Annotated in this window: 23 protein-coding genes and 2 pseudogenes; 17 read left to right on the forward strand and 8 right to left on the reverse strand. The window is 46.8% G+C overall.

Going from position 1 to position 25543, the window contains the following annotated elements; translation table 11 throughout:
- The first annotated feature begins 106 nt into the window (after window positions 1-106).
- From L0M13_RS03175 to L0M13_RS03205, 7 genes and pseudogenes are all read left to right on the forward strand, one after another.
- A complete protein-coding gene (locus L0M13_RS03175; RefSeq protein ID WP_235198257.1) occupies window positions 107-2221 on the forward strand; it encodes a BglG family transcription antiterminator in 2115 nt (704 codons plus the stop codon).
- Between the two features lie 33 nt (window positions 2222-2254).
- Window positions 2255-2692, forward strand: a complete 438-nt coding sequence (locus tag L0M13_RS03180) for a PTS sugar transporter subunit IIA (RefSeq protein ID WP_235198258.1) — start codon at window positions 2255-2257, stop codon at window positions 2690-2692.
- A 2-nt stretch (window positions 2693-2694) separates the two neighbouring features.
- Window positions 2695-2964 (forward strand): PTS sugar transporter subunit IIB, encoded by a 270-nt coding sequence (locus tag L0M13_RS03185; protein ID WP_235198259.1) that lies wholly within the window; start codon window positions 2695-2697, stop codon window positions 2962-2964.
- A 46-nt stretch (window positions 2965-3010) separates the two neighbouring features.
- Window positions 3011-4306: a PTS ascorbate transporter subunit IIC gene (locus L0M13_RS03190; RefSeq protein WP_235198260.1), complete on the forward strand. Its 1296-nt coding sequence runs from the start codon at window positions 3011-3013 to the stop codon at window positions 4304-4306.
- A 34-nt stretch (window positions 4307-4340) separates the two neighbouring features.
- Complete coding sequence (locus L0M13_RS03195) at window positions 4341-5333, forward strand: phosphotriesterase family protein (protein ID WP_235198261.1); 993 nt, start codon at window positions 4341-4343, stop codon at window positions 5331-5333.
- 13 nt (window positions 5334-5346) lie between these two features.
- A pseudogene (locus L0M13_RS03200) lies at window positions 5347-6080 on the forward strand (creatininase family protein).
- 33 nt (window positions 6081-6113) lie between these two features.
- Window positions 6114-6848, forward strand: coding sequence for an SIS domain-containing protein (locus L0M13_RS03205; protein ID WP_235198262.1), 735 nt, complete (start codon window positions 6114-6116; stop codon window positions 6846-6848).
- 47 nt (window positions 6849-6895) lie between these two features.
- Here L0M13_RS03205 and L0M13_RS03210 read toward each other — a convergent pair whose 3' ends face one another.
- Entirely contained in the window at window positions 6896-7222 is a 327-nt protein-coding gene (locus tag L0M13_RS03210) for a four-helix bundle copper-binding protein (protein ID WP_235198263.1), read from the reverse strand.
- Between the two features lie 169 nt (window positions 7223-7391).
- Between L0M13_RS03210 and L0M13_RS03215 the strand changes: the two genes are divergently transcribed.
- The 3 genes from L0M13_RS03215 to L0M13_RS03225 all read left to right on the forward strand — a co-directional run bounded on the left by L0M13_RS03215 (window position 7392) and on the right by L0M13_RS03225 (window position 9809).
- A complete protein-coding gene (locus tag L0M13_RS03215; RefSeq protein WP_235198265.1) occupies window positions 7392-7937 on the forward strand; it encodes a GNAT family N-acetyltransferase in 546 nt (181 codons plus the stop codon).
- Between the two features lie 121 nt (window positions 7938-8058).
- Complete coding sequence (locus tag L0M13_RS03220; RefSeq protein WP_235198266.1) at window positions 8059-8784, forward strand: ABC transporter ATP-binding protein; 726 nt, start codon at window positions 8059-8061, stop codon at window positions 8782-8784.
- A complete protein-coding gene (locus tag L0M13_RS03225; protein WP_235198267.1) occupies window positions 8781-9809 on the forward strand; it encodes an ABC transporter permease in 1029 nt (342 codons plus the stop codon). Before L0M13_RS03220 ends, L0M13_RS03225 begins: the two co-directional genes overlap by 4 nt.
- Before the next feature lie 57 nt (window positions 9810-9866).
- On the opposite strand, the gene L0M13_RS03230 is transcribed toward L0M13_RS03225, so the two are convergent.
- The 4 genes from L0M13_RS03230 to L0M13_RS03245 form a co-directional block, all read right to left on the reverse strand.
- Window positions 9867-11222: a tripartite tricarboxylate transporter permease gene (locus tag L0M13_RS03230; RefSeq protein WP_235198270.1), complete on the reverse strand. Its 1356-nt coding sequence runs from the start codon at window positions 11220-11222 to the stop codon at window positions 9867-9869.
- The gene (locus L0M13_RS03235) at window positions 11219-11641 is read right to left on the reverse strand and encodes a hypothetical protein (RefSeq protein ID WP_235198271.1); all 423 of its coding nucleotides are present in this window, start codon (window positions 11639-11641) and stop codon (window positions 11219-11221) included. The genes L0M13_RS03230 and L0M13_RS03235 overlap by 4 nt, the downstream gene beginning before the upstream one ends.
- Before the next feature lies 1 nt (window position 11642).
- Window positions 11643-12908, reverse strand: coding sequence for a hydroxymethylglutaryl-CoA reductase, degradative (locus L0M13_RS03240; protein ID WP_235198272.1), 1266 nt, complete (start codon window positions 12906-12908; stop codon window positions 11643-11645).
- A gap of 185 nt (window positions 12909-13093) precedes the next feature.
- Entirely contained in the window at window positions 13094-13666 is a 573-nt protein-coding gene (locus tag L0M13_RS03245) for a helix-turn-helix domain-containing protein (RefSeq protein ID WP_260107724.1), read from the reverse strand.
- Between the two features lie 96 nt (window positions 13667-13762).
- Here L0M13_RS03245 and L0M13_RS03250 point away from each other — a divergent pair, with 96 nt between their 5' ends.
- The 4 genes and pseudogenes from L0M13_RS03250 to L0M13_RS03265 all read left to right on the forward strand — a co-directional run bounded on the left by L0M13_RS03250 (window position 13763) and on the right by L0M13_RS03265 (window position 19103).
- Window positions 13763-14521: a class I SAM-dependent methyltransferase gene (locus L0M13_RS03250; protein ID WP_235198273.1), complete on the forward strand. Its 759-nt coding sequence runs from the start codon at window positions 13763-13765 to the stop codon at window positions 14519-14521.
- A 213-nt stretch (window positions 14522-14734) separates the two neighbouring features.
- Window positions 14735-17505 (forward strand): annotated as a pseudogene (locus L0M13_RS03255) (EAL domain-containing protein).
- Window positions 17506-17661: 156 nt separating this feature from the next.
- The gene (locus L0M13_RS03260; RefSeq protein WP_235198274.1) at window positions 17662-18108 is read left to right on the forward strand and encodes a DUF4385 domain-containing protein; all 447 of its coding nucleotides are present in this window, start codon (window positions 17662-17664) and stop codon (window positions 18106-18108) included.
- A gap of 77 nt (window positions 18109-18185) precedes the next feature.
- On the forward strand, window positions 18186-19103 hold the full coding sequence (locus tag L0M13_RS03265) for a TIGR01777 family oxidoreductase (protein WP_235198275.1): 918 nt from the start codon (window positions 18186-18188) through the stop codon (window positions 19101-19103).
- A gap of 104 nt (window positions 19104-19207) precedes the next feature.
- Here L0M13_RS03265 and L0M13_RS03270 read toward each other — a convergent pair whose 3' ends face one another.
- Together L0M13_RS03270 and L0M13_RS03275 are read right to left on the reverse strand one after the other, a co-directional pair.
- Window positions 19208-19663 (reverse strand): GNAT family N-acetyltransferase, encoded by a 456-nt coding sequence (locus tag L0M13_RS03270; RefSeq protein WP_235198276.1) that lies wholly within the window; start codon window positions 19661-19663, stop codon window positions 19208-19210.
- Window positions 19664-19800: 137 nt separating this feature from the next.
- A complete protein-coding gene (locus L0M13_RS03275) occupies window positions 19801-20538 on the reverse strand; it encodes a DUF817 domain-containing protein (RefSeq protein ID WP_235198277.1) in 738 nt (245 codons plus the stop codon).
- A gap of 112 nt (window positions 20539-20650) precedes the next feature.
- On the opposite strand from L0M13_RS03275, the gene L0M13_RS03280 reads away from it, so the two are divergent.
- Window positions 20651-21379: an alpha/beta fold hydrolase gene (locus tag L0M13_RS03280; RefSeq protein WP_235198278.1), complete on the forward strand. Its 729-nt coding sequence runs from the start codon at window positions 20651-20653 to the stop codon at window positions 21377-21379.
- Between the two features lie 145 nt (window positions 21380-21524).
- Complete coding sequence (locus tag L0M13_RS03285) at window positions 21525-23000, forward strand: protein adenylyltransferase SelO (protein WP_235198279.1); 1476 nt, start codon at window positions 21525-21527, stop codon at window positions 22998-23000.
- An 88-nt stretch (window positions 23001-23088) separates the two neighbouring features.
- On the opposite strand, the gene L0M13_RS03290 is transcribed toward L0M13_RS03285, so the two are convergent.
- A complete protein-coding gene (locus L0M13_RS03290; protein WP_235198280.1) occupies window positions 23089-23673 on the reverse strand; it encodes a biotin transporter BioY in 585 nt (194 codons plus the stop codon).
- Window positions 23674-23903: 230 nt separating this feature from the next.
- On the opposite strand from L0M13_RS03290, the gene L0M13_RS03295 reads away from it, so the two are divergent.
- The gene (locus tag L0M13_RS03295; protein ID WP_235198281.1) at window positions 23904-25523 is read left to right on the forward strand and encodes a glycoside hydrolase family 13 protein; all 1620 of its coding nucleotides are present in this window, start codon (window positions 23904-23906) and stop codon (window positions 25521-25523) included.
- The last annotated feature ends 20 nt before the right edge of the window (window positions 25524-25543 follow it).

A 25543-nucleotide genomic window follows, 5' to 3' on the forward strand; every position in this document is an offset into this window, starting at 1 on the left:
ATTTGGTCTCTACATAAACGGATGAAGAAGTTAAAATAGAAGTAATTAATAATTCTGAACAAAAAGCCCGGGATCGTTATTAAACCTTAAGGAAGGAGGTAAAATCATGGCCTTGGATCAGCGAAGCACGGCGATATTAGCATACTTGTCTCAAACGCCGAGTTATGTCACTCCTCAAGAATTAATGGAGAAGTTTAAAATTTCCAAGCGCACTGCCTACTACGATATCGAAAAAATCAACGGATGGCTTGAAGAAAATAAACTGCCGCGCATTGAACATATCCGTTCAGCCGGCTTCCATCTCAAGAAAGAAACGGCTGAGGAAATCCCCGAACGGTTGAACCACATGCCGAAATGGCATTATGAGTACTCGCCTAAAGAGCGGAAAGCGTGGCTGGCATTGTATTTGACGGCAAGGAGCGAAGCATTGTATCTCGAGAATTTAATGGAAAAGGTGAGGGTCAGCCGCAACACGGTGATTGAAGATCTGAAAGAGCTGAAGAAAGAATTGCAGAACTTTGAATTGGAATTGCAGTTTGAAAGAGCAGGAGGCTATCAGATCAAAGGAAAAGAAGAAGACAAACGAAAAGTGATTGTCTTCTACCTCCAGCAATTATTGCCAAAGCAAAGCTGGCAATCCTTGCTGCTTCAACTTCCGATTTTATTCAATGAACAGCATGAAGAAATGGATCCGTTCATTTTCGAGAAAATGAAAGCGATCAAAGAAATTGCGATAGAAAGCGAAAAAGAATTGAACATCCGCTACACCGATGATTTCTTGCATAGCCTTACGCTCAGGCTATTATTGTTCGGCAAAAGGCTGACAAGCGGCAAGAAAATTGTGGTGGATCCAATAGAAAAAGAGGTATTGCGCAAGACAAATGAATACCGGGCAGCGCAAGGGATTGCAGAAAAGTTATCAAAGCTGTTTGAAATCGCATTTCCGGAAGATGAAGTTTTCTACATCACGAAGCATTTGCTGAGTTCAAGAATCCAATTCGCAGACAGCCTTTTTGAAAACAGCAGCCGGCATTTGATGAAAGTGCTGGCGGAGACCGTTTCCCATATGGTTTCGGATTTTCAACGGTATGCCTGTATTTTCTTCGAAAATCGCGATGAAGTCGAGAATGGCCTTTTCTTGCATATAAAGTCCGCTTATTACCGCGTACTGTATGGATTAGAAGTCGATAGCCACTTAGCGAATTCCATCCAGGAAAAGTATCCGGATACATTCCGGATCACCAAAAAAATAATCGATCATCTTCAGAACATTACCGGCAAAAAGGTCAATGATGAAGAAATTGCGTTAATCGCAATCCATTTCGGGGGCTGGCTGGAAAAGATGGGGAAAAAGCCGGTCAGCCGGAAATCGGTTTTGCTCGTATGCAACAACGGAATTGGAACATCCCGATTGCTCCAGCATCAGCTGGAAGGGTTATTTTCAACAGTGGACGTCGTCGATTGTGTTTCGCTGCGGGATTTTGAAAACAATTCCTATGAAGTGGATTTTGTCATTTCGACCATTCCGCTTGAAGAAAAAGGAAAGCCGGTATTTGTGGTCAGTCCCATTCTGACAGAGATTGAAAAAGAGAAGCTGCTCAAAAAAGTAAATGCCTTTATTGGCGTAAAGCCGGTGAAGGCGCATTCGGTTGAAGCCTTGTTATCGATCATTGAGAGCCATGCAGATATCCGAGACCGGAAAAACCTGCAAAGGGAATTGCGCGAGTACTTGTATCAGAATCCGACATCTTCCCGCAAGGAAGAAAAGCCGAATTTGAGCAGCTTGCTGAAGATTCAGCACATCCAAACGCTGGAAAGTGTATCGGATTGGCGAAAAGCCATTCAAATCGCAGCCGCTCCTCTCGTTGAAAATCATTTCATCGAAACCGATTATGTCGAAGCCATGATTGACGTTCTGGATAAAACCGGACCGTACGTAGTTGTTTCTCCGCTGATTGCGATTCCGCATGCAAGACCGCAAGACGGGGTCAATGAGTTGGGTATGAGTCTCCTGCAGCTGAAAAACAGCATCTCTTTCTCGGAGAAAGGAACCCATCCTGTGAAATTGCTTATTGTGCTTGCAGCGGTAGATGGTGACAGCCATTTGAAAGCTCTCGGAGAACTGACAAAAATATTAAACGATAAAAAGTTGAAGGACCAGCTTATCGCTGCAGAATCAGCCGAAAAAATCTATGAATTGATCCAGATGCATGCGCAATGATGGATTGGATCTTACACAGAAAGGGTTATGGATATGAAATTCCTTGAAGAAAAACTAGTGGCGCTGGATATTCCTGCAGAAACGCCGGAAGCTGCCATTAAAGCTGCAGGCGACTTGTTGGTTGCAAGTGATTTGGTCGAATCGGGGTATGTGGAGGCGATGGTCGAATCGTACAGGGAAAACGGTCCGTATTTTGTCCTCGCGCCGCAAATCGCTTTGCCGCATGCAAGGCCGGAAGATGGAGTGAAAGAAGCATCGGTCGCTTTTGTCCGGCTAAAAGACCCGGTTGTTTTTGGCAGTGCAGCGAACGACCCCGTTTCCTTGGTCTTCGCTCTCGGGGCATCGACGAGTGATGAGCATTTACTGGTGATGAAGGAATTGGTCATGTTATTGAACAACCCGGAAAAAGTTGAGCGCTTAAAAAATATTAACAGCTACGAAGAACTTAAAATCGTGTTAGGGAGGAATTAAAAATGAAAATTTTATGTGTATGCGGATTGGGGCAAGGAACGAGTTTAATTTTAAGAATGAACGTCGAGCAAGCTTTGGGAGAAAAGGGCATCATGGCTGACGTGGAACACATTGATTTGTCGTCGGCGACCAGCATGAGCGCAGATTACATCATCACCAGCAACGAACTGGCAGAAAGCCTGCAAGACCACCCAGCGAAAGTGATTATCGTCAATAATTACTTTGACATGGACGAGATCAATGCAGCGATAGAAAACAACATACCTGCATAAAAAGAGAGCCACTTCTATTTTAATCAGATAAAGGGGATGAATGAGAATGGATGCTATTTTTTGGATTTCAAATAACGTGTTTGGCACACCGGCCATTTTGCTAGGCATTATCGTATTGATCGGGTTGCTGCTGCAGAAGAAAACGGCGAGCCAGCGAGTGAGCGGGACCTTTAAAGCCATCATCGGCTTTTTGATCATCAGTGCCGGAGCGAATATTATCGTCGGGGCTTTGACCGTCTTTGAGCCGCTTTGGAAAGAAGTGTTCAATTTATCCGGGGAAACTTTGGGAGAGTACATGGGGCAAGAACTTTTCAACTCCGAATACGGGAGTGCGGTCACGCTGGCGATGACCCTCGGTTTCTTGATCAATGTCTTGCTCGCCCGGTTCACTCGCCTGAAATACATTTATTTGACAGGGCATATGATGTTCTGGACAACCACGATTTTTGCAGGGATTGCGGTTCACGCTGCGCCGGACGTCTCTTTCTTTAAACTGGTCATTTTCCTTTCGGTGATCATGGGGATTTACTGGACCGTCCAGCCGGCTTTGGTTCAACCATTCGTCCGGAAAATTGTAGGCAACGACAATATCGCCCTTGGCCATACTTCGGCATCCGTCGGTTTGCTTGCAGCTTTCGGCGGAAAGCTTTGGGGCAATAAAGAAAATGATTCAGAAAAGATCAAACTGCCGAAAGGCCTTGAATTCTTAAGAGATTCAAACGTCATCACGGCACTTACCATGGGCTTATTGTTCTTGACGGGTGCCATTATCATTTCGTTCAAAGATACACCAGGAGCTGCAGAACTGGTAGCAAGTTCCGGCAATCAAAGCTTCATTGTCTATGCCATTATCCAGTCGTTCACGTTCACAGCCGGGATTGCGGTCGTATTGACGGGTGTCCGGATGTTTATCGGTGAAATTGTACCGGCATTTAAAGGGATTGCGACGAAAATCGTACCCGGTGCAAGACCGGCACTGGACAACCCGATCCTTTTCCCATATGCACCAAATGCGGTCATTTTAGGATTCCTTGGATCGTTCGTAGGGGCTTTGCTTTGGTTGGTAGTATTAGGAAATACGGTCGGCTACATTTTTGTGCCGACGATGATCGTGCTATTCTTCCACTCTGCTACTGCAGGTGTTTTCGGGAACTTAACAGGTGGCGTCAGAGGAGCGGTCATGGGCGGTTTCGTCACGGCAACAGTTGTCGCTTGGGGGCAATACATTACCGTGAAAATGCTTTTATCCGATACGATTCCGGATACAGCGATGTGGGCAGCCGATTCGGATATGTTCATCCTTGGGCCGATCATCCGACTGCTGGCGCAACTGCTATTATAGGAAAATCATGAATTGAGGGAATGGAGGGCGAAATATGAGTTTTATCCGTACGCTTCGCGGCGATATCACACCGGAAGAACTGGGTTTTACTTATTCCCATGAACATATTGTCTGCCGCCCGGCTTACTGGGCAGAACGGGAAGCCGATGATTTGCTATTGGATGACAAAGAAAAGTCCAAGCTGGATGTAGCAGATTTCAAGAACTACGGAGGACATTCAATCGTCGATGCAACCGCAATCGATTACGGCCGGGACGTTGAAGCGGTAAAAGAAATATCGGAGGAGCTGGATGTCCATATTGTGGGCACTGCCGGATTCAACAAAAGCTTTCTGTGGGATGCGTCTATCAAAAACAGCTTAAAGCCGATCCTTGGCGATTACCGGACATATAACGACTGGATTGAAGCAAAAAGCATCAATGAACTCACGGAGTTCGTCATCAGGGAAGTCGAGGAAGGACTGGAAGGCACGCCGTATAAAGCGGGGCAAGTGAAATTCGGCACCGGCTATAATCGGATCACGCCGCTTGAAGAAAAAACCTTGCGTGCTGTTGCAAGGGCGCATCTGGAAACAAAAGCGCCTTTGCATTCCCATACAGAAGCTGGAACGATGGGGCTTGAACAGATTGAATTGCTGAAATCAGAAGGCGTCGACTTGTCGTTTATGAGTTTTGGCCATATGGACCGGAACCCTGACCCTTATTACCATGAGCAAATTGCCAGCACGGGCGCATACCTCAGCTTTGACGGTATCGCGAAAATCAAATATGCGCCTGAAAGTACGCGGATTGCCTGTATATTGGAGCTTGTGAAAAAAGGCTATGAAAATCAAGTTTTAGTGAGCGGGGATACGGCACGGAAAAGCTATTATAAACATTACGATTACGGGCTTGGCCTGGAGTATATTATCGCGAAATGGGTGCCGCGATTTGTGGATGACGCAAACAAACAAGGCTACGACGGAGAAGCGCTTGTGAAAAAATTCTTTATTGAAAATCCTGCACGCTGTTTTACATTTAACCGGTAGGAGGCGGAAGGCTTTGAATTTCCAACAGGAAAATTCGTTTGAAGTGAAAGAAAAAATTGCAGCCAGTAAAGTCGCGATATTGCCGATTGGCGCAGTCGAAGCCCACGGCCCCCATTTGCCGCTGGGTACGGATAATTATTTGGCTGAACGCCTGGCAGCGCGTGGGCGGAAAGAACGGGTGCATTCGTTTTGCCGACGATGCCTTACGGGCAAGTTTGGAGCTTGAAGAATTTCCCCGGCAGCATCAATGTCAGCAACGAATCCTTGATTGGGCTGCTGGTCGATATCGGCACGAGCCTGCATCATCAAGGGTTTCAAGTGTTCGCAATGATCAATGGACATTTGGGAAATGCTGTGGCTTTAAAAGAAGCGGCAAGGAAACTGGCTGAAACTGTGCCGGGCTTGAAAGTTCTTTATCTATTTTATCCTGGCGTGAAAGAAGCGACAGAACGCGTCCGGGAAACACCGTCCTCGCATTCAAGCTATTTTCATGCGTGCGAAATTGAAACCTCGTACATGCTGTATTTAGCGGATGAATATGTGGACATGTCAAAAGCCATCACCGACATCCCGACAATTCCGATGATGGCAGATGTAACGCCGACTCCATGGGAAGAATTTACGAAGACGGCGGTCCTCGGGGATGCGAAACTCGCGACAAAAGAAAAAGGGCAACAGATTATTGAAGTGGCGATTTCAAATATGGTCCGGTTGATAGAAGAGGCGCAAGTGAATGCGAATGTGTAAGATTGAATGGAGAAGTTGAGGAGCTGATGTGAAATGTTAAGTGCTTATTTTGAACGCGCAAAAGAAAGGCTCGAGCTAGTCGAAAAAAATGAAAGCGAACGCTTAAAGCAAGCCGCGCAGAAAGTGGCGGATGTCATTCAAGCAGGCGGCATCATCCAATTATTCGGCTGTGGGCATTCGCATATTTTGACCGAAGAAGTTTTCTACCGGGCGGGCGGCCTTGTGCCGATTAAGCCGATTTTTGTCGAACCGCTCATGCTGCATGAAGGAGCTGTCCGGTCTTCGCAATTGGAACGGAAAAACGGATTTGCCGATACGTTTCTGGAGGATCAGGATTTCAGGCCGGAAGATATCGTCTTCGTCCTGTCTACTTCGGGGCGTAATCCCGTACCGGTGGATGTAGCAGAAGCCGCTCGCAAAAAAGGGGCGTTTGTCATTGGGATCACTTCCAAGGAATATTCGCAAAGCCAAACCTCGCGCCATGTGAGCGGAAATTACTTATTCGACTCGGTGGACCTTGTCATTGATAATTATTCAGTTGTGGGCGATGCCGTATTGAACTACAACAAAGTCAAAGTTCCATTCGGGCCGACTTCTACGGTTGTCGGTGCAGTCATCTTGAATGCCATCTTCGCTGAAGCAATCCAGATGATGGCAGATAACGGCTTTGAACCCCCGATTTTCCTCAGCGGAAATGTTGACGGAGCTGACAAGCACAACCAGCTGTTGATTGATCAGTACCGGGAACGGATTGAATTATTGAGATAAACTAAAACCCCGAACCTTTTGCAGGTTCGGGGTTTTGTAATGGATGCTTAGGCAACACTGCGGCAAGCTTCGGCGCATTCGAAGCAAGCTTCCGCACATTTTTGGCAATGGTCGTGGTCATGTTTCTGGCATTCTGTTCCGCATGCTTCGCAAATTGTCGCGCATACTGCCGCCAGTTCAGCAACGAAAGGCGAATTGCGGGTAATCGCATGCTCTAAGTATGCACAGATATCTGCGCATTCCCGGTCCAGCCGAATGCAAGGGGCCATCATTTTCACGTCGTCTTCTTGCAAGCAAGCATCGAAGCAATGGTTGCAAGCGGCGGCGCAGTCGTGCAGCGCCTTGATTAATTCTGCATGTTGTTCGTGTGCCATAGTGAAAACCTCCATTTTTGTATTTTGGGATTCAATGTTTGATTTCCCTTTTGAAGCGGCTTTAAACGAAAATAGGGTGAAATAGGCTGAACGCAAATAAAAAATCTCCCCCTTCAAGCTAAGCATTATGCTAAGATATAGAATAATCCAAAAAGGGGAGAGATTTTCCATGTTTATACATAAGATTGACGAAGACTTATCGTTGAAAGTAGTGGAAATGCGGGATGCGGAACGAATTTTCGAACTGACCGACAATTCACGGGAACATTTGAAAGCGTGGCTGCCATGGCTGGACTTCACTACGGAATTAAAGGATACCCAAGACTTCATTAAATCCGGCAGCAGCAATTTCATCGAAGGGAAGAGCTTAAACACCGCAATTCTCTTTAAAGGCGAAATTGTCGGAGTGGCGGGTTTCAATAATATCAACCCGGCGAATAAAACCGCTTATATCGGCTACTGGATCGGCAAAGACTACCAAGGGCACGGCATCATGACACGGACGGCAAAAGCATTGACGGATTATGCATTTACTGAATTGAAGCTTAACAAAGTGGAGATCCGTGCTGCTGTTGAAAATACGAAAAGCCGCGGCATCCCGGAACGCCTTGGCTATGTGCAGGAAGGGACTATCCGGCAGGCAGAACGGCTATATGACCATTACGTCGACCATGTCGTCTACGGAATACTGGCCGAAGAATGGAATAAGAAATAAAACAGAAACAGCGGCTTTCACACAGCCGTTGTTTTTTAGTTGAAAAAAGATACCGGAAAAATCTGAAAAGAGTAGAATGGAAGTACATAAACCATTCATCTTTAGAAATGGGGTGCTTCTGGTGTCCATTGAAATTGATGTAAAAGGAGTCAGCAAAAGCTACGGAAAAACGAAAGTGCTGCGAGACATTCATCTCCAAATTCAACGAGGCCAGATTTACGGGTTGATAGGGCCATCAGGTTCGGGAAAGACGACACTCGTCAAATTGATCGTCGGCATTGATTCTGCAGATGAAGGAGATGTAGAGGTATTCGGCATAAAGATGCCGAATCTGGACTTGCTGCAGGACATTGGCTATATGGCTCAATCAGATGCGCTGTATCTTGAACTCACGGGTTATGAAAATCTGGCTTTTTTTGCTTCGCTTTATCCAATGAAGAAAACAGAAATGAAAAAGCGGATCGCTTATGCCGCAGAACTCGTCAAACTGACAGGCGAGTTGAAAAAGAAAGTATCGGCTTATTCCGGCGGGATGAAGCGCCGCTTGTCGCTCGCCATTGCTCTTGTCCATGATCCGAAGATTTTGATTTTGGACGAACCGACTGTCGGCATCGATCCTGAACTAAGGCTATCCATCTGGAATGAATTGATGCATCTGAAAAATGAACACCAAAAAACCATCTTGATCACGACCCACGTAATGGACGAAGCGGAGAAATGCGATATTGTCGCAATGGTCCGGAACGGCGCACTCATCAAAAACGGTTCCCCTGACGATTTAAAAGCGGCATACGGCGCCAACCAATTGGAAGAAGTATTCTTGCAGGCGGGGAGGGAGCAGTCATGAGAGTTCAAGCGCTTATAAAACGCATCATCAAACAGATGCTGCGCGACAAAAGAACCTTGGCGCTATTGTTTTTTGCTCCTCTCATTGTTCTGACGCTGATGTATTTCTTCTTTAACGGGAATGGCAATGAAGCGGAAATTGGAATCGCCGATGTCGACAAGCGGCTGGTCGCATTGCTGGAAGAGCGCGACATTCACATAGAATATGTTGAAGCTGCAGATTCGCAAACTGTTATTGAGGCAGAGCTCGATGGGTTATTGACGGATGAAAACGGTGCGCTGAAACTGATTTTATTGAACGACGATCCGTCCGTTGCGAGATCGATTTTGGTACAAGTGAATCAGGCACTTCTCATGCAAAATGCTGCAGTTGGCGGGGATGCGCCGACCTTGGAAACCGACTATATTTATGGCAGCGGAGACACTGAATTTTTCGATGTCCTGAGCCCGGTGCTGATCGGATTTTTCGTCTTTTTCTTCGTGTTTCTGATCTCCGGAATCGGCCTTTTGAAAGAACGGACATCCGGAACCCTTGAACGGCTCATGGCGACACCCATCCGCAGGTGGGAACTGGTAGCCGCTTATTTAGCGGGATTCGGCTTATTCGCTGTTATCCAAACGGTTATTGTCGTCAGCTTTTCGGTCGTTGTACTGGATGTTGTTTTAGTAGGGTCTATCTGGCATGTTATATTGACCAACCTGCTATTGGCACTCGTCGCTTTATCGCTCGGAACCTTATTATCCTCTTTCGCTTCATCAGAGTTCCAAATGGTGCAATTCATCCCGATTATCGTCATTCCGCAAATTTTCTTCGCCGGCATTTTTCCGGTCGAAGGCATGGCGGAATGGCTCCAGGGAATCGGGCGGATCATGCCGATCTATTACGCAGCGGATGCGTTAAAGGGTGTGATGTACAAAGGGCTCGGTCTGGCTGACATTAGCCGCGACTTGTTGGCATTATGCATTTTCGCTCTTGTGTTCATCGTGTTAAATGTTTTCGCGCTGAAAAAGCACCGGAAATTATAAGCGAATAGGAAAAGGACTTGCGCCGCCTAAGAAATCGGGTGCTGCAAGTCCTTTGTTTTAAATTCCGAATAAAGTCAAGATAATCCAAGAAGAGGCATAGAACACCATGAACTGGACCCCGGCACCAATACCGAGTATGCGATTCAATAAACCGCCGACTGCAGCTACAGTGAAGGTCAGAACAATTCCGACAAGCTGGGCTTCATGGAAGGCAAGAAGGCAAGCAAGACCGATGAACATGGCTACGATTGCTTCTTGGCTGACAAACTTCAATACGATGACCGAAGCTTTTCGTGCATAGTTCATAGAGAACGGATAAGCGATCAACGAAGCGATGATCAATCCGATTGCTCCATACAAGAAAAAGTCCCAAGAAGTCAAATAAGTATGCAAGTTATTGATCGGATCTACCGTAAAGACCGGCGGTGCATTGAATAACGGCGAACCTGGACCCAATGCGACAGGGCTTAGCGGGATACCGAATGCAATCAAAGGAATGATGACTTCAGCGATATAAGTAGATTCCGTCACCCCGTTCATAACAGTCAAGCTGGTAGTGGATTTTTTATAGGCGCCTTTCGTCCGTGAACCGACGATTTCACCCATCAACGCCGTCATCCCGACCGGACTGAACACAAAAGTCAGCGATGAAATGAAAGTGGTAATGGAAGTGAAAATTTGCTGTCTGCCTGTCAAAATCTTAAACGGATTCGGGAAATAGCCCTTCCAGGATTTTGTTTCAGGCGCAAGATGGTATTCTTTCGGCCGATCTCGTTCGATCGACTTTTTCGCGCTTGAAGAAGTTGCGAACAGAAGATCCGCAAAGATCGGTCCGATTGCAATTCCCAGGAAGAAACTGATTGATAAGTGCTTATCTAAAACGGTAAAACTTAATAAGTCCAAACTTTTGATAAAGAACGCAAATGGAATGATCATCAATACGCTGACCCATTTCCCCTTAGAGAAATAAGCGATTAAAATAGCGGCTAATGTAAAGATGATGCCGGTAGAGGACTTGAAGAAATCAGCAAACTGACCTAAAAACTGGCCAAGCAGAACTGCTGTCGGCAATGCGATAAAAGCACCGATAATCCCGCCAGAGATCATTTTGCGAAGGGCGATATGCGGCATTCCCATTCTTCGAAGCGTCGTGGCATGATCCAGCAAAGGAACCGCTGTCGTATCCCCTGGAATTCCCATTAATGCTGTTGGAACAGCATGCGTTAAATGTTTAGCGAGAACTGCTGCCATGAAAAAGGAAAAGACGGCAGCCGGCGGAGCACCGAGCAAGATGACTAATAAGGTAAGTGGAACCATGATGGCCGTCTCGTCTGTACCGGATATAAGGCCAATCAATGAAAAAACGATTGCGCCAAGCAAGGCGAATAACATAGCTGTCAGTAGTAAGCTCATTTTTTCGATTCGCCTCCAATGCTTCGGAAGCTTTCCAGAACGCCTAATTCTTCGAGTTCCTTGCGTGTAATCGGATCATTTTCAATCAACGCCCATTCCTCTTCGGGATTTAGCTGCAGGTCTTCGAAAACTTCCCGCATGCTTTCAGAAGAAGTTTCTTCTTCCACTAGAATCCGTTTAGGCTTGAACAGTGCCGAACAGAGTAGAAGCGAGAGGACACTTCCGCCAATGCCAATTAATAGGGAATAGGAAGGCACCATACTTTCGCTGGCAAACGAAGGCAATAGCCAGAGACCAAGATTGTATCCGCCGAGGCTAATGGCAACGCTGATTATAATCGCAAACAATAACTGATTGGGCTTAATTGTATCGCCTAAAATTTCTAAATAGGATTTAGTTTCTTTTACAGGCTGTGCCAACTTATTCACCTCTTTGAATGGATTGCGTAATCTCCAGGATACGGTCATATCGTAAATCTTTTTCTTGGACCGCTTGAGCGACAATGCGGTCGATGTCAGCCGTATCGGCTCCTGCCATGACTGCTAAGTTTCTTGCATGAAGCGACATATGGCCGCGCTGAATTCCTTCAGCTGATAAGGCACGAAGACTTGCGGCATTTTCGGCAAGGCCGACTGCTGCAATGCAGCCCGCTAATTCTTCGGCTGAAGAGATATCCATGATTTTCAATGCAGCTTGCGCAACTGGATGTGTTTTAGTCGCTCCACCGATAATGCCGACAGCCATTGGCAATTCGATTGATCCAGAAAGGTTGCCATCTTTATCAATTTCCCATTTCGTCAATGATTTGTAGCGTCCTGAGACCGAAGCATATGCATGGGCACCAGCTTCAACGGCGCGTGTATCATTGCCGGAAGCAAGTACGACGGCAGAAATGCCATTCATTACACCTTTGTTATGAGTAGCTGCACGATATGGATCTGCATCCGCAAACTCGAAAGCGCTTACAATGTTTTCCACTACTTCTTTCCCTCCCATAGCTTCAGCCGAGAAGACAGCGCGGGCTCTTGCCAAGCGGCGATCTGCCAAATTTGAAATGATTTTGCAGACGACTCTTCCGCCCGTAATGCTTTCGATTGTCGGTGCGACAAATTCCGCCATCGTGTTGACTGCATTTGCGCCCATGGCGTCTTTTGTATCCACAATCAGGTGGATAACCAGCATCATGTGATTAGTTGTAGGAATAATATGGACTTCTAAATCGATGGCGCCGCCGCCAAATGAAACCAATGTTGGATCTTTTTCATTACATAAATTAAGAATTTCTTGTTTGTGCTCAAAGATTTTCGCGCGGGCTGCAAAAGGATCGGCAATATTCAGCACTTGAATCTGGCCACGCATAATTGTTCCGCTAAGCGATGTGAAAAAACCACCTTCGCTGTATGCTGCCCGGGCTGCATTGCTTGCTGCGGCTACTACAGAAGGCTCTTCTGTAGCCATTGGAATGAATTTATCTTGTCCATTTATTTTAAAGTTTGCTGCAATTCCCACTGGAATAGCAATTTGGCCGATTACATTTTCAATCATGGCATCTGCTAAATCCATGGACATCGCCTGTTCCCCGGATAGGTAGGAAAGTTCCTTTTCCGTTAATCCCCGTTCTTTCGTAACAATATCCCGTCTTTCTTCAACAGAAAGCTTATAAAAGCCAGAAATTCTGCTAGACATATGTTCCACCCCTTACTTTGTATATTCATATTCAACTAAGTTGAATATGAATATACAAAGGTTACATTAAAAACAAATGCTTGTAAATACTAAAAAACTTTATTTTCGGAAAACTAAATGGATGGTCTAAAAGAGAAAATAAAAAGCCAGCCCAGAAAATAAGGCTGGTAAAGCAGAGAGGTTATTTAGATAAAGACGCTTAGTACTTTGGCTTCCCCTTCTTCGTCGTTTAAGAAAATGTGCGGAACGCTCCCATCAAAATAAGCACTGTCGCCTTCAGCCAAAACGTGCAATTGGCCGTTATACGAAAGCTTAATAGAACCAGATAGTACATAGATGAATTCATCTTCCATATGGGTGAAAGGCTCGACATGTTCCGCTTCGGGCAGGACGGTAATGATTACAGGTTCGATTTTGCTGAAATGCGGACGGTTGGCTAACGCTTCATACATATAACCGATTTCAGCATTTCCCATTTTTAAAGAACGGCTGGATTTTTTTACGATAGACAACTGCTTTTCTGAATTGGATTCTAAAAACCAGGAAAGAGGGGCTTCCAGGACTTGAGCGATTTTGGATAATGTCGCAATCGCGGGAGAGGCTTGGCCATTTTCAATTTTGGAGATATGGCTTTTCGTCAAATTGCATAATTCTGCTAAGTCCTGCTGCGTATAAGATTTTGTTAAGCGGGCTTCTTTCACCCTTTTACCGAGTAACTCAAGATGAATGATAATCTCCTCCAGTAGTTGAAGTTTCATATGGATAAAAATAAGTCTGTTACGTCTCAGTATATCTAATTTTTTCCCTGAATTCCTGCTAAACTTACTTTACTAAGGAAATAGGAGGGGAAAGCAATGTTCGCATATTACAGCAGTTTATCTTCAGAAGTCTACGATTTGGATAAGCCGATTGGCCACTCATTCGGAGACGTGGAATATTATACAGAGCGGTTAAAAGGATGCAAAGGGCAGATCCTGGAGCCGGCAACGGGCACGGGAAGGATTCTAATTCCATTGCTTGAACAAGGATTTCAGGTCGAAGGTTTTGATATCTCAACGGAAATGCTTGAGCATTGCAAACGGAATTGCGCAGAGAGAGGGCTCGCGCCGAAACTTTCGATTGAACGGATGGAAACGTTCAAAACGGATACGCGCTATGAGGCCATCATTATTCCAACGGGCACTTTCCTCTTGCTTCATGAGCGGGAATCGTCTATCCGGGCGCTGCAGAATTTTTACGATCATTTACAAGATGGCGGCCGGCTGATCGTCGATTTGATTTTTGAAACGGATATGGAGCTTGGCAAAGTTTCCGAACGGTTTTGGGAAAGCCCGAACGGCGACGTACTGACAGTCGAGCATCGAAAAGTGAAAATCGACTGGATCCATCAATATTCTGTCGCGCATAACCGCTACGAACGATGGAGAGACGGGAAACTTGTGGAAAGTGAATTGGAACGGATGCCGATCCGCTGGTACGGGGTGGAAGAATTCAAGGCAGTTCTTGAAAAAATCGGATTCACGGACATCACCGTGTCAGCAAATTATCAATATGGTGAAAAACCGACAAACGGCGATCAACTAATAAGCTTTGAAGCGATAGCAAATAAATGAGAAAACAGGCTAGGAACAGAAGTTCCAGCCTGTTTTTTGTCGTATTTTGTAGAAAATAGGGGATTTTAACTTCTAAAAAATCACTTATTAATGGTAGTATAGGCTTATCTGCTCTGTTACAAATGAGCGGGATGTTATAAGATTTTTACACGAAATGATAAAAACTACAGCAGAGAAACGACAGATCAGTTTAATGGATTGGAGCATGAATCAATGCAGAGAGAACAGACGCGTTATTCGCGGCTTGCACATATAACGAAGATGATCAACACCAAATTAGAGCTCCGCGAATTGCTGGAGCATGTGGTCACGGCCATTTCAGAAGAAATCGTCCAATGCGATTCTGTCGGAATTTATTTGCCGGAAGAGAACGGGGATTTTAGAGGCTTCGTTGGAAAGCCGAAATACATCAACGGCATGACGCTGGATATGCACGTGGTGGATATGGAATATGACCGTTTGGCAAAAGAAGTGGTGGAAACGAAGAAATCGATTTACATACCGGATACATCTGTCGACAACCGGCCGGATCCGCGGGCCGTTGCTGGCTTCCAGATTAAATCGCTTTTGGGCCTTCCGATTATGTATGAAGAGGAATTATACGGCCTCGTGTTTTTATTTGACTACGGCATCCCGATGAATTTGACGCAAGAGGAAATCCAGTCTGTGGAAGCGTATGTCAATATGGCGGGAGTGGCCATTCGGAACGCCAAAAACATGAATCGCAAGGAAGACTTGTTAAATGAAAAACAGCTGCTGCTGGATTTTACGCGCGAATTGTCGATGTGCGCCACGATGCCGGAAGTGTTGGATAAATGCTTTTCTTATGTGGGCACGGTGCTGAACAATTCAAATGTCGGGGTGCATTTGCTGGATCCGTCCGTCGAAGAGAAAATCAAGCCGGCAAATCTCAGCAAGTACAGCGATTGGACAGAAGAAGAGTGGCTGGAAACGCATGAAAAAGCGAAAATGGATGCTTCGAGTGACCCTGTTTTCCTGGAAGTAGTCCGGACCAAAAAGCCCTTGCTTATCCCCAATGTCCATGAAGATGACCGGCCGAACCACGAAATTTGCCAGAACTTCGGCATTAAAGGCATGTTCATGATTCCCCTGGTTTCAATGGGGAAAGTGCTCGGGGCTTTGGCGATCGTAGAATTAGAAGCTGAGCGATTGTATTTTCGGGAAGCGGATATCCAGCTTGCCCAGTCAATTGCAGATGCAACAGCTGCTACCTTGTCCAATTTGATTTATATGGAAAAGCAGGAAATGCTTATTGAAACGAGAACATCTGAACTCACGTTGAAGAATTTGGAATTGGAGCGGGTAGTTGGAGAATTGGGGAATTTGAGCCGCGAAAAAGAATTGATTTTGAATTCTGCCGGAGAAGGGATTTTCGGTTTGGATCTTCACGGCCATATCACATTCTGCAACCCGGCAAGCGAATCGATGCTTGGCTACATGCCCGGAGAATTAATCGGAAAACGAGTCACAGCGATTTTCGGCCATTATGAAAAGACGCTTTCTGACGCTTCCTATTCCACTCAAAACGAACAATTCATTAAAAAGGACCAATCCAATTTAGCTGTGGAATATGTGATTTCCTCAATCAACGAAGGCGATAAGCGGATCGGGGAAGTCGTCACATTTAAAGACATTACAGAACGCCAGAAACTGGAAGAAGAGATCAAGCATCTAGCCTATTACGACAGTTTAACCGATTTGCCGAACCGTGTTTTATTGAACGATCAGTTGAAGAAATGGCTGTCGGAAGCGGAAGAAAGCGGCAAAAAACTGGCACTCATGTACTTGGATTTGGACCGTTTCAAAATGATCAACGACAGTCTTGGCCATAGCTACGGCGATATGTTGCTCAAGGAAACCGCAAAGCGCTTAAGAACCAATATCCCAGACTGTGCACTTGTGTCACGGCAAGGCGGAGATGAATTCATGATCATCTTGCCGGAAATGGCTGCTAAAAAAGACATCTACCCGATTTTAAAGCAAGTCATCGAGTCGTTTACTGCGCCTTTCTCATTGAAGGAAAACGAAATCTATATCAAGGCAAGCATCGGCATCAGCGTGTACCCGGAAGATGGGGAGACGGCAGAAGAGCTGATAAAGAATGCGGATTCTGCCATGTATAAATCGAAAGAGATGTCCGGATCGTATTTCCACTTTTTCAAGAGCGAAATGAACAATCGCAACTTGGAGAGCATCTATATAGAGAACTCTTTGTATAAAGCTTTGGACCTTGATGAAATGGCGATCTACTATCAGCCGCAAATCGATGGGCGCACTCAAACCATCACCGGAGCAGAAGCACTTCTCAGATGGAATCATTCGAAACTTGGCATGATTTCGCCGGTCGATTTTATTCCGCTTGCAGAAGAGACCGGTTTGATCATTCCAATCGGTAAATGGGTATTGGAAAATGCCTGCAAACAGCTGAAGCACTGGAAGAATGAGGGTTACGGCCAACTGACGATGTCCGTTAACTTGTCGGGACGCCAGTTTGAAGAAGAGGATCTTGTACCGATGATCAAAGAGATTTTGGAGGATTTGAAGCTGGATCCAAGCTGCCTGCACATCGAATTGACCGAGAACCAGATCGTCAAGAATACAAAAGTGGCGATTGAGAAGATGAAGCAATTGAAAGAGCTCGGCGTCAAAATTTCCATCGATGATTTTGGGACAGGCTATTCGTCCCTCGGCTATTTGAAGGATTTCCGCTGGACACGTTGAAAATCGACCGTTCGTTTATCATGGACGTAACGGAAAATGCAGCGGATGCGGCGATCACCAATACCATCATTACGCTGGCAAAAAACTTGAACTTGAACGTCGTTGCAGAAGGCGTGGAAACAGCTGAACAATTAGCTTTCCTGCTTTCAAAAGACTGCCACATCATGCAAGGTTTCTATTTCAGCCGGCCGATCGAAGCGGCAGCGCTTGAAGAAAAATACTTGATGAAGAATAAAAAATAAGAATTCATTCCGCTCACTGCCTTCAGTAATGATGGCGGTGAGTTTTTTATTTTCGCATCTATTTCTTCTTGGACTCTTTTGATTCTCTGCATTTTTCACAGCTTGAGAGGGTATGGAATCCGAAAGAGGAAAAGGAAATAAAGGAGTGGGAAACATATGGCGTTCGATTACGATTTGGATTACGAAAATTTAGACCTCCGCAAGCACCCGGAACTCTATCGCGTCGGAAAAGGCGAACAAGGAGTGCTGCTCGTCCAGCCTTATAAAAATGAAATTTTGCCGCATTGGCGATTCAAGACGCCGGCGATTGCCCAGGAATCATGCGACAAGATTTCGGAGATGTTCGAAGAGTACCGGGAAAAAGATGATTTTGTCGGCATGGACATGGCACGGAAATTCATCCAGATGGGCTATACGCGTGCACGCCGCTATACCAACTACAAAGGTGGCCGGAAATACAACGAAGACGGCAGCATCAAGGAACGGCAGATCGACCCGGAAAAAGCGGAATCGGCTGCGATTTTCAAAAAACGCTGGGATGAAATCCGGGAAGATGAAGATTACTTGAAACGCAAAAAAGAGCATCAAAAAAAGTATGGGTGATTAGGGTATAATAGGAATCATTAATACGGCAACTATCGTCTACTAAAGTAAGAAGATAATGGAAACGGGGTCATGGCATGGGAAAGAAAGTTGTATTAGCTGGAGGCACTGGATTTATTGGCCAATACCTGGAAAAACGGTTTAAAGAGCAGGGCTACGAAGTGCATATCATCTCGAGGCAATCGAACCAGATTTTATGGAACGACCACCGGGGAATCGTTGCAGCGCTTGAAGGGGCGGAATTGGTCGTCAATTTAGCTGGCAAGTCCGTCAATTGCCGCTACAATGCCAAAAACAAAAAACAGATCATGGATTCGCGCATCAAAACGACAAAGCTCCTCGGAAATGCGGTTGCAGCTTGTGAAAATCCGCCGCCGCTTTGGATCAATGCAAGTACGGCAACGATTTATCGCCATGCGGAAGATCGTCCAATGACAGAAGACGACGGCGAAATTGGCGAAGGGTTTTCGGTAGAAGTCGGCAAAGCATGGGAACAGGCTTTTTTTGATTTCCGTTTAAACCAAACCCGCCAAGTGGCGCTCCGGATTTCAATTGTCCTTGGAGCGGACGGGGGCGTGATGGGACCTTACAAGAACATGGTGCGTTTTGGACTGGGCGGCAAGCAAGGGCCGGGCAAGCAAATGTTCAGCTGGATCCATATCGAAGATTTATACCGGATGCTGGTTTTCCTTCAACAGCACGCGGAAATCGAAGGGCCGGTCAACGCGGCGACGCCGTATCCTGTAACGAACCGTGAATTGATGGAGCAAATGCGGAAATCGATGAACCGCCGAATCGGGCTGCCGGCGCCGAAGTTTATCTTAAGCACAGGCGCTGTGGTAATCGGCACGGAGACGGAACTGATTTTGAAGAGCCGCTGGGTGCTGCCGGAGAAACTCCAAAAAGCGGGCTTCGAATTCGAGTACGACACAATCGACAAAGCGTTGGCGGAGATCAACCAGAAAAAGAAAAAACTTGAACCGCAAACGAAATAAGTGAGAAGAGAGCATCCTGTGCCGGGATGCTTTTTTTCGTGGGATGAGTTGGGCGCAAAATAAAAACTCAGCGCAAGCGGCAGAACGCTTGCGCCAAGTCTTCGTCAAAGCTTCAACTTCATGCCTTCGTGCGTCGCGGAAAAACTGAGCTGTTCATAAAAATGCAGCGCTTCCGGACGTTTTTTATCGGTTGTCAGCTGGACAAGATGGCAGCCGCGCGTTTTAGCGCGTCTAATGGCGTAGCCGATCAATTGGCTGCCGATGCCTTGTCCCCGGACAGATGACGCCGTCCGGACGCCCTCGATCGTGGCGCGCCAACCGCCTTGATACGTGAGGTAAGGGGTGAACGTCACTTGCTGGACGCCGACAATTTCTTCGTCTAGACAAGCAAGGATCAATTCATTATTCGGATCGCTGTCAATCGCTGAAAATGCATCGTAGTAACTCTTAGGCAAAGGGGATTCAAAGCGCTCACGCTCGCTGCCAAGCTTGTCATCTGCGAGCATCTCAACAATCTTTTCCACATCCTCTAACCGTGCATTCCGAAACTCAATTTCCATTCCGATCGCCTCCTTTTCCATCATCCTACCTCTACCAATAAGATAAGTGAATTCGGAAGATAAGAAGGAAGTCTATAAGATTTTCTTATATCTCCAATGCACGCCTTTAGTTTCCCGTGGCAATTGCATAGAAGATTTTACCCCTTCAATTGCGCCACAATGATGATGGAGATGATCACCAGCAAGAACCACGAACTGATTTTGCCGATATGGACGAGCGACCAAGCGGCTTGTTGATCCGGATATTGCCAAGCACCGAGGAAAGTCGTAATGTTCTCAGCAATCCAAATGAAAAAGCCGATTAGCAGAAACGACAGAATCATCGGCATTTTATAGACGGTTTTATTCACCTGAAAAGTCACAAATGTCCGGAGGAATATGAAAAGCAGCAAAGCTTTCAAAACCCAACGGATATCGTAAGTGAAATGGTGGGTGAAGAAATTCAGATAGATCAACCCGCTGATGGTGACCGTATAGAAAGGCGTGGGCCAGCCGTATATATGGAGATCCATCCGCCGCCACGCTTGGCAAATATAGCTCGCGACGCTGGCGTACATGAATCCGCTGTAAAGGGGAACACCGAAAACCTTGCTGTAGGCCTCTTCCGGATACGCCCAGGAACCCATATGGACTTTGAAAATTTCCAGGGCGAGGCCGATCACGTGGAACACACAGATTACTTTGAATTCATCGATCGTCTCCAGTTTGGAAACGAGCATGAAAACTTGGGCGCCAATGCACACGAGCAGAATAAAATCATAGCGCGGCACATAGGGGATATCGATCCATTTGGACAGCGCCAGTGCACCGAAAATGATAACGGGAAACACACAGGACAGCGCCTGCAAATAACCGAAGCGCAGGAAATTCTTCATCACGGCACCTCTTTTCCAAGGAATGGCTTTGGAGTTAAAGACGAAAAAAATCATGCCGAGTTGCCTGTTTTTCGGGTATAGAACGTTAGATTGAAAAAGAGGAGGAAACAAGATGCCAAAAATTACAGTCAACGGCTTGGATTTGGTTTACGAAGAAACGGGGCAAGGCGAACCGCTCGTCTTGATCCACGGCCTCGGCTCAAGCCACGCCATGTTCAAAGAGGAAATGGAACAGTTCAACTCGTCGTTCCGCGTCATTGCCTACGACGCGAGAGGGCATGGCCAGTCGGGCAAGCCGGCAAAATATACCTTGAATGACCATGTTGAAGATCTGCGTGCCTTATTGGATGAGCTGAAAATCGACAAGGCGCTTATTCTCGGCGTCTCGATGGGCAGCTACATCGCCCAAGGATTTGTGCTTGCGCATCCGGAACGTGTCCAAAAACTCATCTTGGTCGTTTCCAAATCGAACGGCAAAACTTCTTCGACCCAGGAATTGATCGAGCGCTACCAAGACGAAATTGACGGCATGGATGAACTTGAAACGATGGCTCACTTATCGAAATACATGTTCCACAATTTAAAAGCGGTCGGCAGATGGCAAGCAGATCTTGCGAAACTGGAAAAGCCGCTGTCATTGACCGAACAAGCTGCCGCGAATAAAGCACTCGAAGGCTTTGATTTCCGGGCTTCGCTTCCCACTGTTGCAGCGGAAACCTTGATTATCAGCGGACGCTATGATGGTTTGAATCCGCCTGAGCGCGGGAAAGAAAATCGCTTCGTTTATTGCCAATTCGCGCTTTGTGGAGTTCGAGGAATCCGGCCATGCGCCAAGCGTTGAGGAACCGGAGCGGTTTGTGCAGGTCATCCGTGAGTTTTTGGGAGCTTAATGTAAGCGTGAAAAGCGTCATCAGCGGGCAAAAGGGGTATAGTAGAAGAACAACAAAAAAAGCCTCCTTTGGGCTTGAGAAAGAAAGGGAGATCTGATGACGAAGCGAACCGAACGGACTCGAACTGGCTGGAATTTTGACAATAGCTATGCTCGTCTGCCGCAAGCTTTTTTCACGAAACTGAAGCCGCATCCGGTCGCAGCGCCGGAACTGGTTTTGTTCAATACACCCTTGGCAGAAGAGCTTGGATTAGATGGAGAAATGCTGCAAACAGAAGAAGGAACCGCAATTTTCGCCGGCAATGAAATTCCGGAAGGCGCTGCGCCGCTTGCCCAGGCTTACGCAGGCCATCAATTCGGCAATTTGACGATGCTCGGCGACGGGCGTGCGGTACTGCTCGGGGAACAGCTTACACCGAACGGCCGCCGTTTTGATATCCAATTGAAAGGCGCAGGGCGTACGCCGTATTCAAGAGGCGGCGATGGCCGTGCCGCGCTCGGTCCGATGCTTCGTGAATACATCATCAGCGAATCGATGCATGCGCTTGGCATCCCGACAACACGGAGTCTCGCCGTCGTTTCAACAGGAGAAGAAATTCGCCGTGAAACCCGTTTGCCGGGTGCGATTTTGACGCGCATAGCAGCAAGCCATCTGCGTTTTGGAACGTTTCAATACGCGGCAAGCCGCGGCAACCTGGAAGAATTCAAGCAGCTTGCCGACTACGCTGTCGAGCGCCATTATCCGCATATTGAATCGGGCAAAGATCGGTATTTGACGTTTTTCAAAGAAGTGGCTGAACGCCATGCGAAGCTCGTTTCAAAATGGCAGCTTGTCGGATTTATCCACGGCGTCATGAACACCGACAATATGACGATCAGCGGCGAAACAATTGATTACGGGCCGTGTGCGTTCATGAACGAATACGATCCGGCAACGGTGTTCAGCTCGATCGACCAGCAAGCCCGCTACGCGTTCGGCAATCAGCCGCAAATCACCGGCTGGAATTTGGCGCGGTTTGCGGAAACGCTCGTGCCGTTCCTGCATGAAGACAAAGAGAAAGCGATCGAGTTGGCACAAGGCGTACTGAAAGATTTTATTGAATCCTATTATGCGCATTGGTTGAACGGCATGCGGGCAAAACTTGGAATGTTCGGAGAAGAAGCGGAAGATGAGGCGTTGATCGGGGAGCTATTATCCTGGATGCATGAAAACGGCGCCGATTACACGAACACTTTCCGTTCGCTCACGCTTGGCCAAACAAGCGGTGAGGGTTTATTCGGAGCACCTAAATTTAAAGCGTGGCATGCGAAATGGCAAGCGCGGCTGTCCTGCCAAGAAGAAGGGACGGATGCATCAGAAGCCTTGATGCGCCGCAGCAATCCGTCCATCATTCCGCGCAATCACCGCGTCGAAGAAGCGCTCGATGCCGCTGTACAAAACGGCGATTACAGCGTGTTGGAAAAGTTGCTGGACGTGCTCGCCGATCCTTACGCTTACAGCGAAGAGCAAGAGGAATACACGAAATTGCCGCCGGAAGACGATGCACCTTATCAGACCTTCTGCGGAACATGATGAAAATGGAAAGACCATTCGCGGCGATGCGAATGGTCTTTTTGTGTGGGTTTATTTGGAAGAAATAGCTGAACGCAAATAAACGATCTCACTTGAATCGCTGCACAATCGGACGCAAGCGGAAGCCGAAAATGCCGGCAAGCACAGCCAAGATGAGGTCTTTTGGCAGCGGCACGGCCATCCATGCCCAAGCAAGCTGATACGTAAAGCCTTCTGGAGCGGCGAACCACAATTTATAGGCTGCGTACATCCAGTTCGTGCCGATCAAATAATTCACCGCTGTGCCGACTAAGGCAGCAGCGATAAAGCCCGTGCGCGACGGGAATTTCTTCACGACCATGCCGGCAATATAGGCGACAAATACGAATGATACGATAAAGCCGAATGTCGGCGATATCAAGGTGTCCATGCCGCCGGAAAATCCAGCAAAGACAGGGACGCCGGCCAATCCGATAAATGCGTAGACGATCATTGAAATGGCGCCCATGCGGCTGCCGAGCAGAATGCCGGCGAGAATGGCGAAGAATGTCTGCAGCGTGATCGGCACCCCTCCGATAATTAGAAATGCTGAGATATTTGCCCCGATGGCCATCAGTGCTGAGAACATGGCGATATGGATTAATTGCAAAGTTTTCGAATGATTAGCCGTTCTCGATGTTGTCGTTGTCGTCATAATTTCTTTCCATCTCCCTTTGGCACTTGGTTTAATCCGGTAAATCTATTTTCAGTATAATCAAGCAAAATATTTGAGTCAACTAAATTTTTAATTAGGTTAACACATAAAAATGCTTCATCTATCTTTTTTCGCACTAAGCTTTTATTTCATCCTCCTGCAAAATTCGCAATTCCAAACTATTCGCGCATTATGATAGAATAACGAAAACTTAAGGGAAGAGGGATAGAATGGGAGAATGGTGGAAGAAATCAGTCGTGTATCAAATTTATCCGCGCAGTTTTATGGATTCAAACGGCGATGGAATCGGGGATTTACAGGGGATCAATCAGAAGCTGGATTATTTAGCGGGGCTGGGTGTCGACATTTTATGGCTGTCGCCGATCTACGATTCGCCGAATGACGACAACGGCTACGACATCCGCGACTACCAGAAAATCATGGAAGAGTTCGGAACGATGGAAGATTTCGAAGAGCTTCTTGCAGCTGTCCATCAGCGCGGCATGAAGCTCGTCATGGACTTGGTCGTCAACCACACGTCCGATGAACATGAATGGTTTACGAATCATCCCGAATATTACATATGGCGAGACGAACCGAATAATTGGCGGTCGATTTTCAGCGGGCCGGCGTGGGAATACGATGAGCGCCGCGAACAATATTACCTGCATTTATTCTCCAAAAAGCAGCCTGATTTGAACTGGGACAATCCGGTGGTCCGCGAAGAAGTGTACCGCATGATGCGCTGGTGGCTCGACAAAGGCATCGACGGTTTCCGCATGGACGTCATCAATATGATTTCAAAGGACCAAAGGTTTCCGGATGCGATTGACGGCAACAGCGAGCCGTATTTCCTCAACGGCCCGAATGTCCATAGCTATCTGAAGGAAATGAATGAACAAGTGCTGTCGCATTATGACATCGTCACGGTCGGCGAGACGCCAGGTGCCACGACGGAAGATGCCAAGCGCTACACCGCCGCGGACAATAAAGAATTGAATATGATTTTCACGTTTGAACACATGAACTTGGATCAGCATTCCGGCGAGAAATGGGATTTCAAGCCACTTGAACTGACGGACCTGAAAAAGAATCTGGAAAAATGGCAGCTAGCCCTGCATGAAGAAGGATGGAACAGCCTGTACTGGAATAACCACGACCAGCCGCGCGTCGTCTCGCGCTTTGGCAATGACAGAAAGTACCGCATCGAATCAGCGAAGATGCTCGCCACTTGCCTGCATTTCATGCAAGGGACGCCGTATATCTACCAAGGCGAAGAACTTGGCATGACCAATGTGCAATTTGAGTCGATCGGCGACTACCGCGATATCGAAACGCTGAACATGTACAAGGAAAAACGCGAACAAGGCGTGCCGGAAGAAGATATCTTGAAAAGCATCCACGTAAAAGGGCGCGACAATGCCCGTACCCCGATGCAATGGTCGGATGCACCAAATGCAGGATTCACAACAGGGACGCCGTGGCTTCAAGTAAATCCGAATTATCCGGAGATCAATGCGGACCATATCACCGATGAGGAGTCCATTTATGCTTATTACCGTTCGCTGATTTCATTCCGCAAAACGCTCGATATCATCACGGACGGCGATTTCACTTTGCTGCACCGGGAAGATCCGGAGCTGTTCGCCTACAACCGGAAAGCGGGCGAAGAAAAGCTCACCGTGTTCTGCAACTTCTCGGAAAGTACGAGGCGTGTTGGTTTACCGGAAGGCGAGCGTTTGATCGGCAACTACAAGCAGCTTGAAGAAAATGGCGAACTGGTTCTGCGTCCTTACGAAGCTTGTGCGTTTTTGAAAAAAGGATCGACGCTTTCCGAAAATCAGGTATGATGGAATTAATTCAGACGGAA

The organism is Planococcus sp. 107-1 (assembly GCF_021513255.1).
Taxonomy (GTDB): Bacteria; Bacillota; Bacilli; order Bacillales_A; family Planococcaceae; genus Planococcus.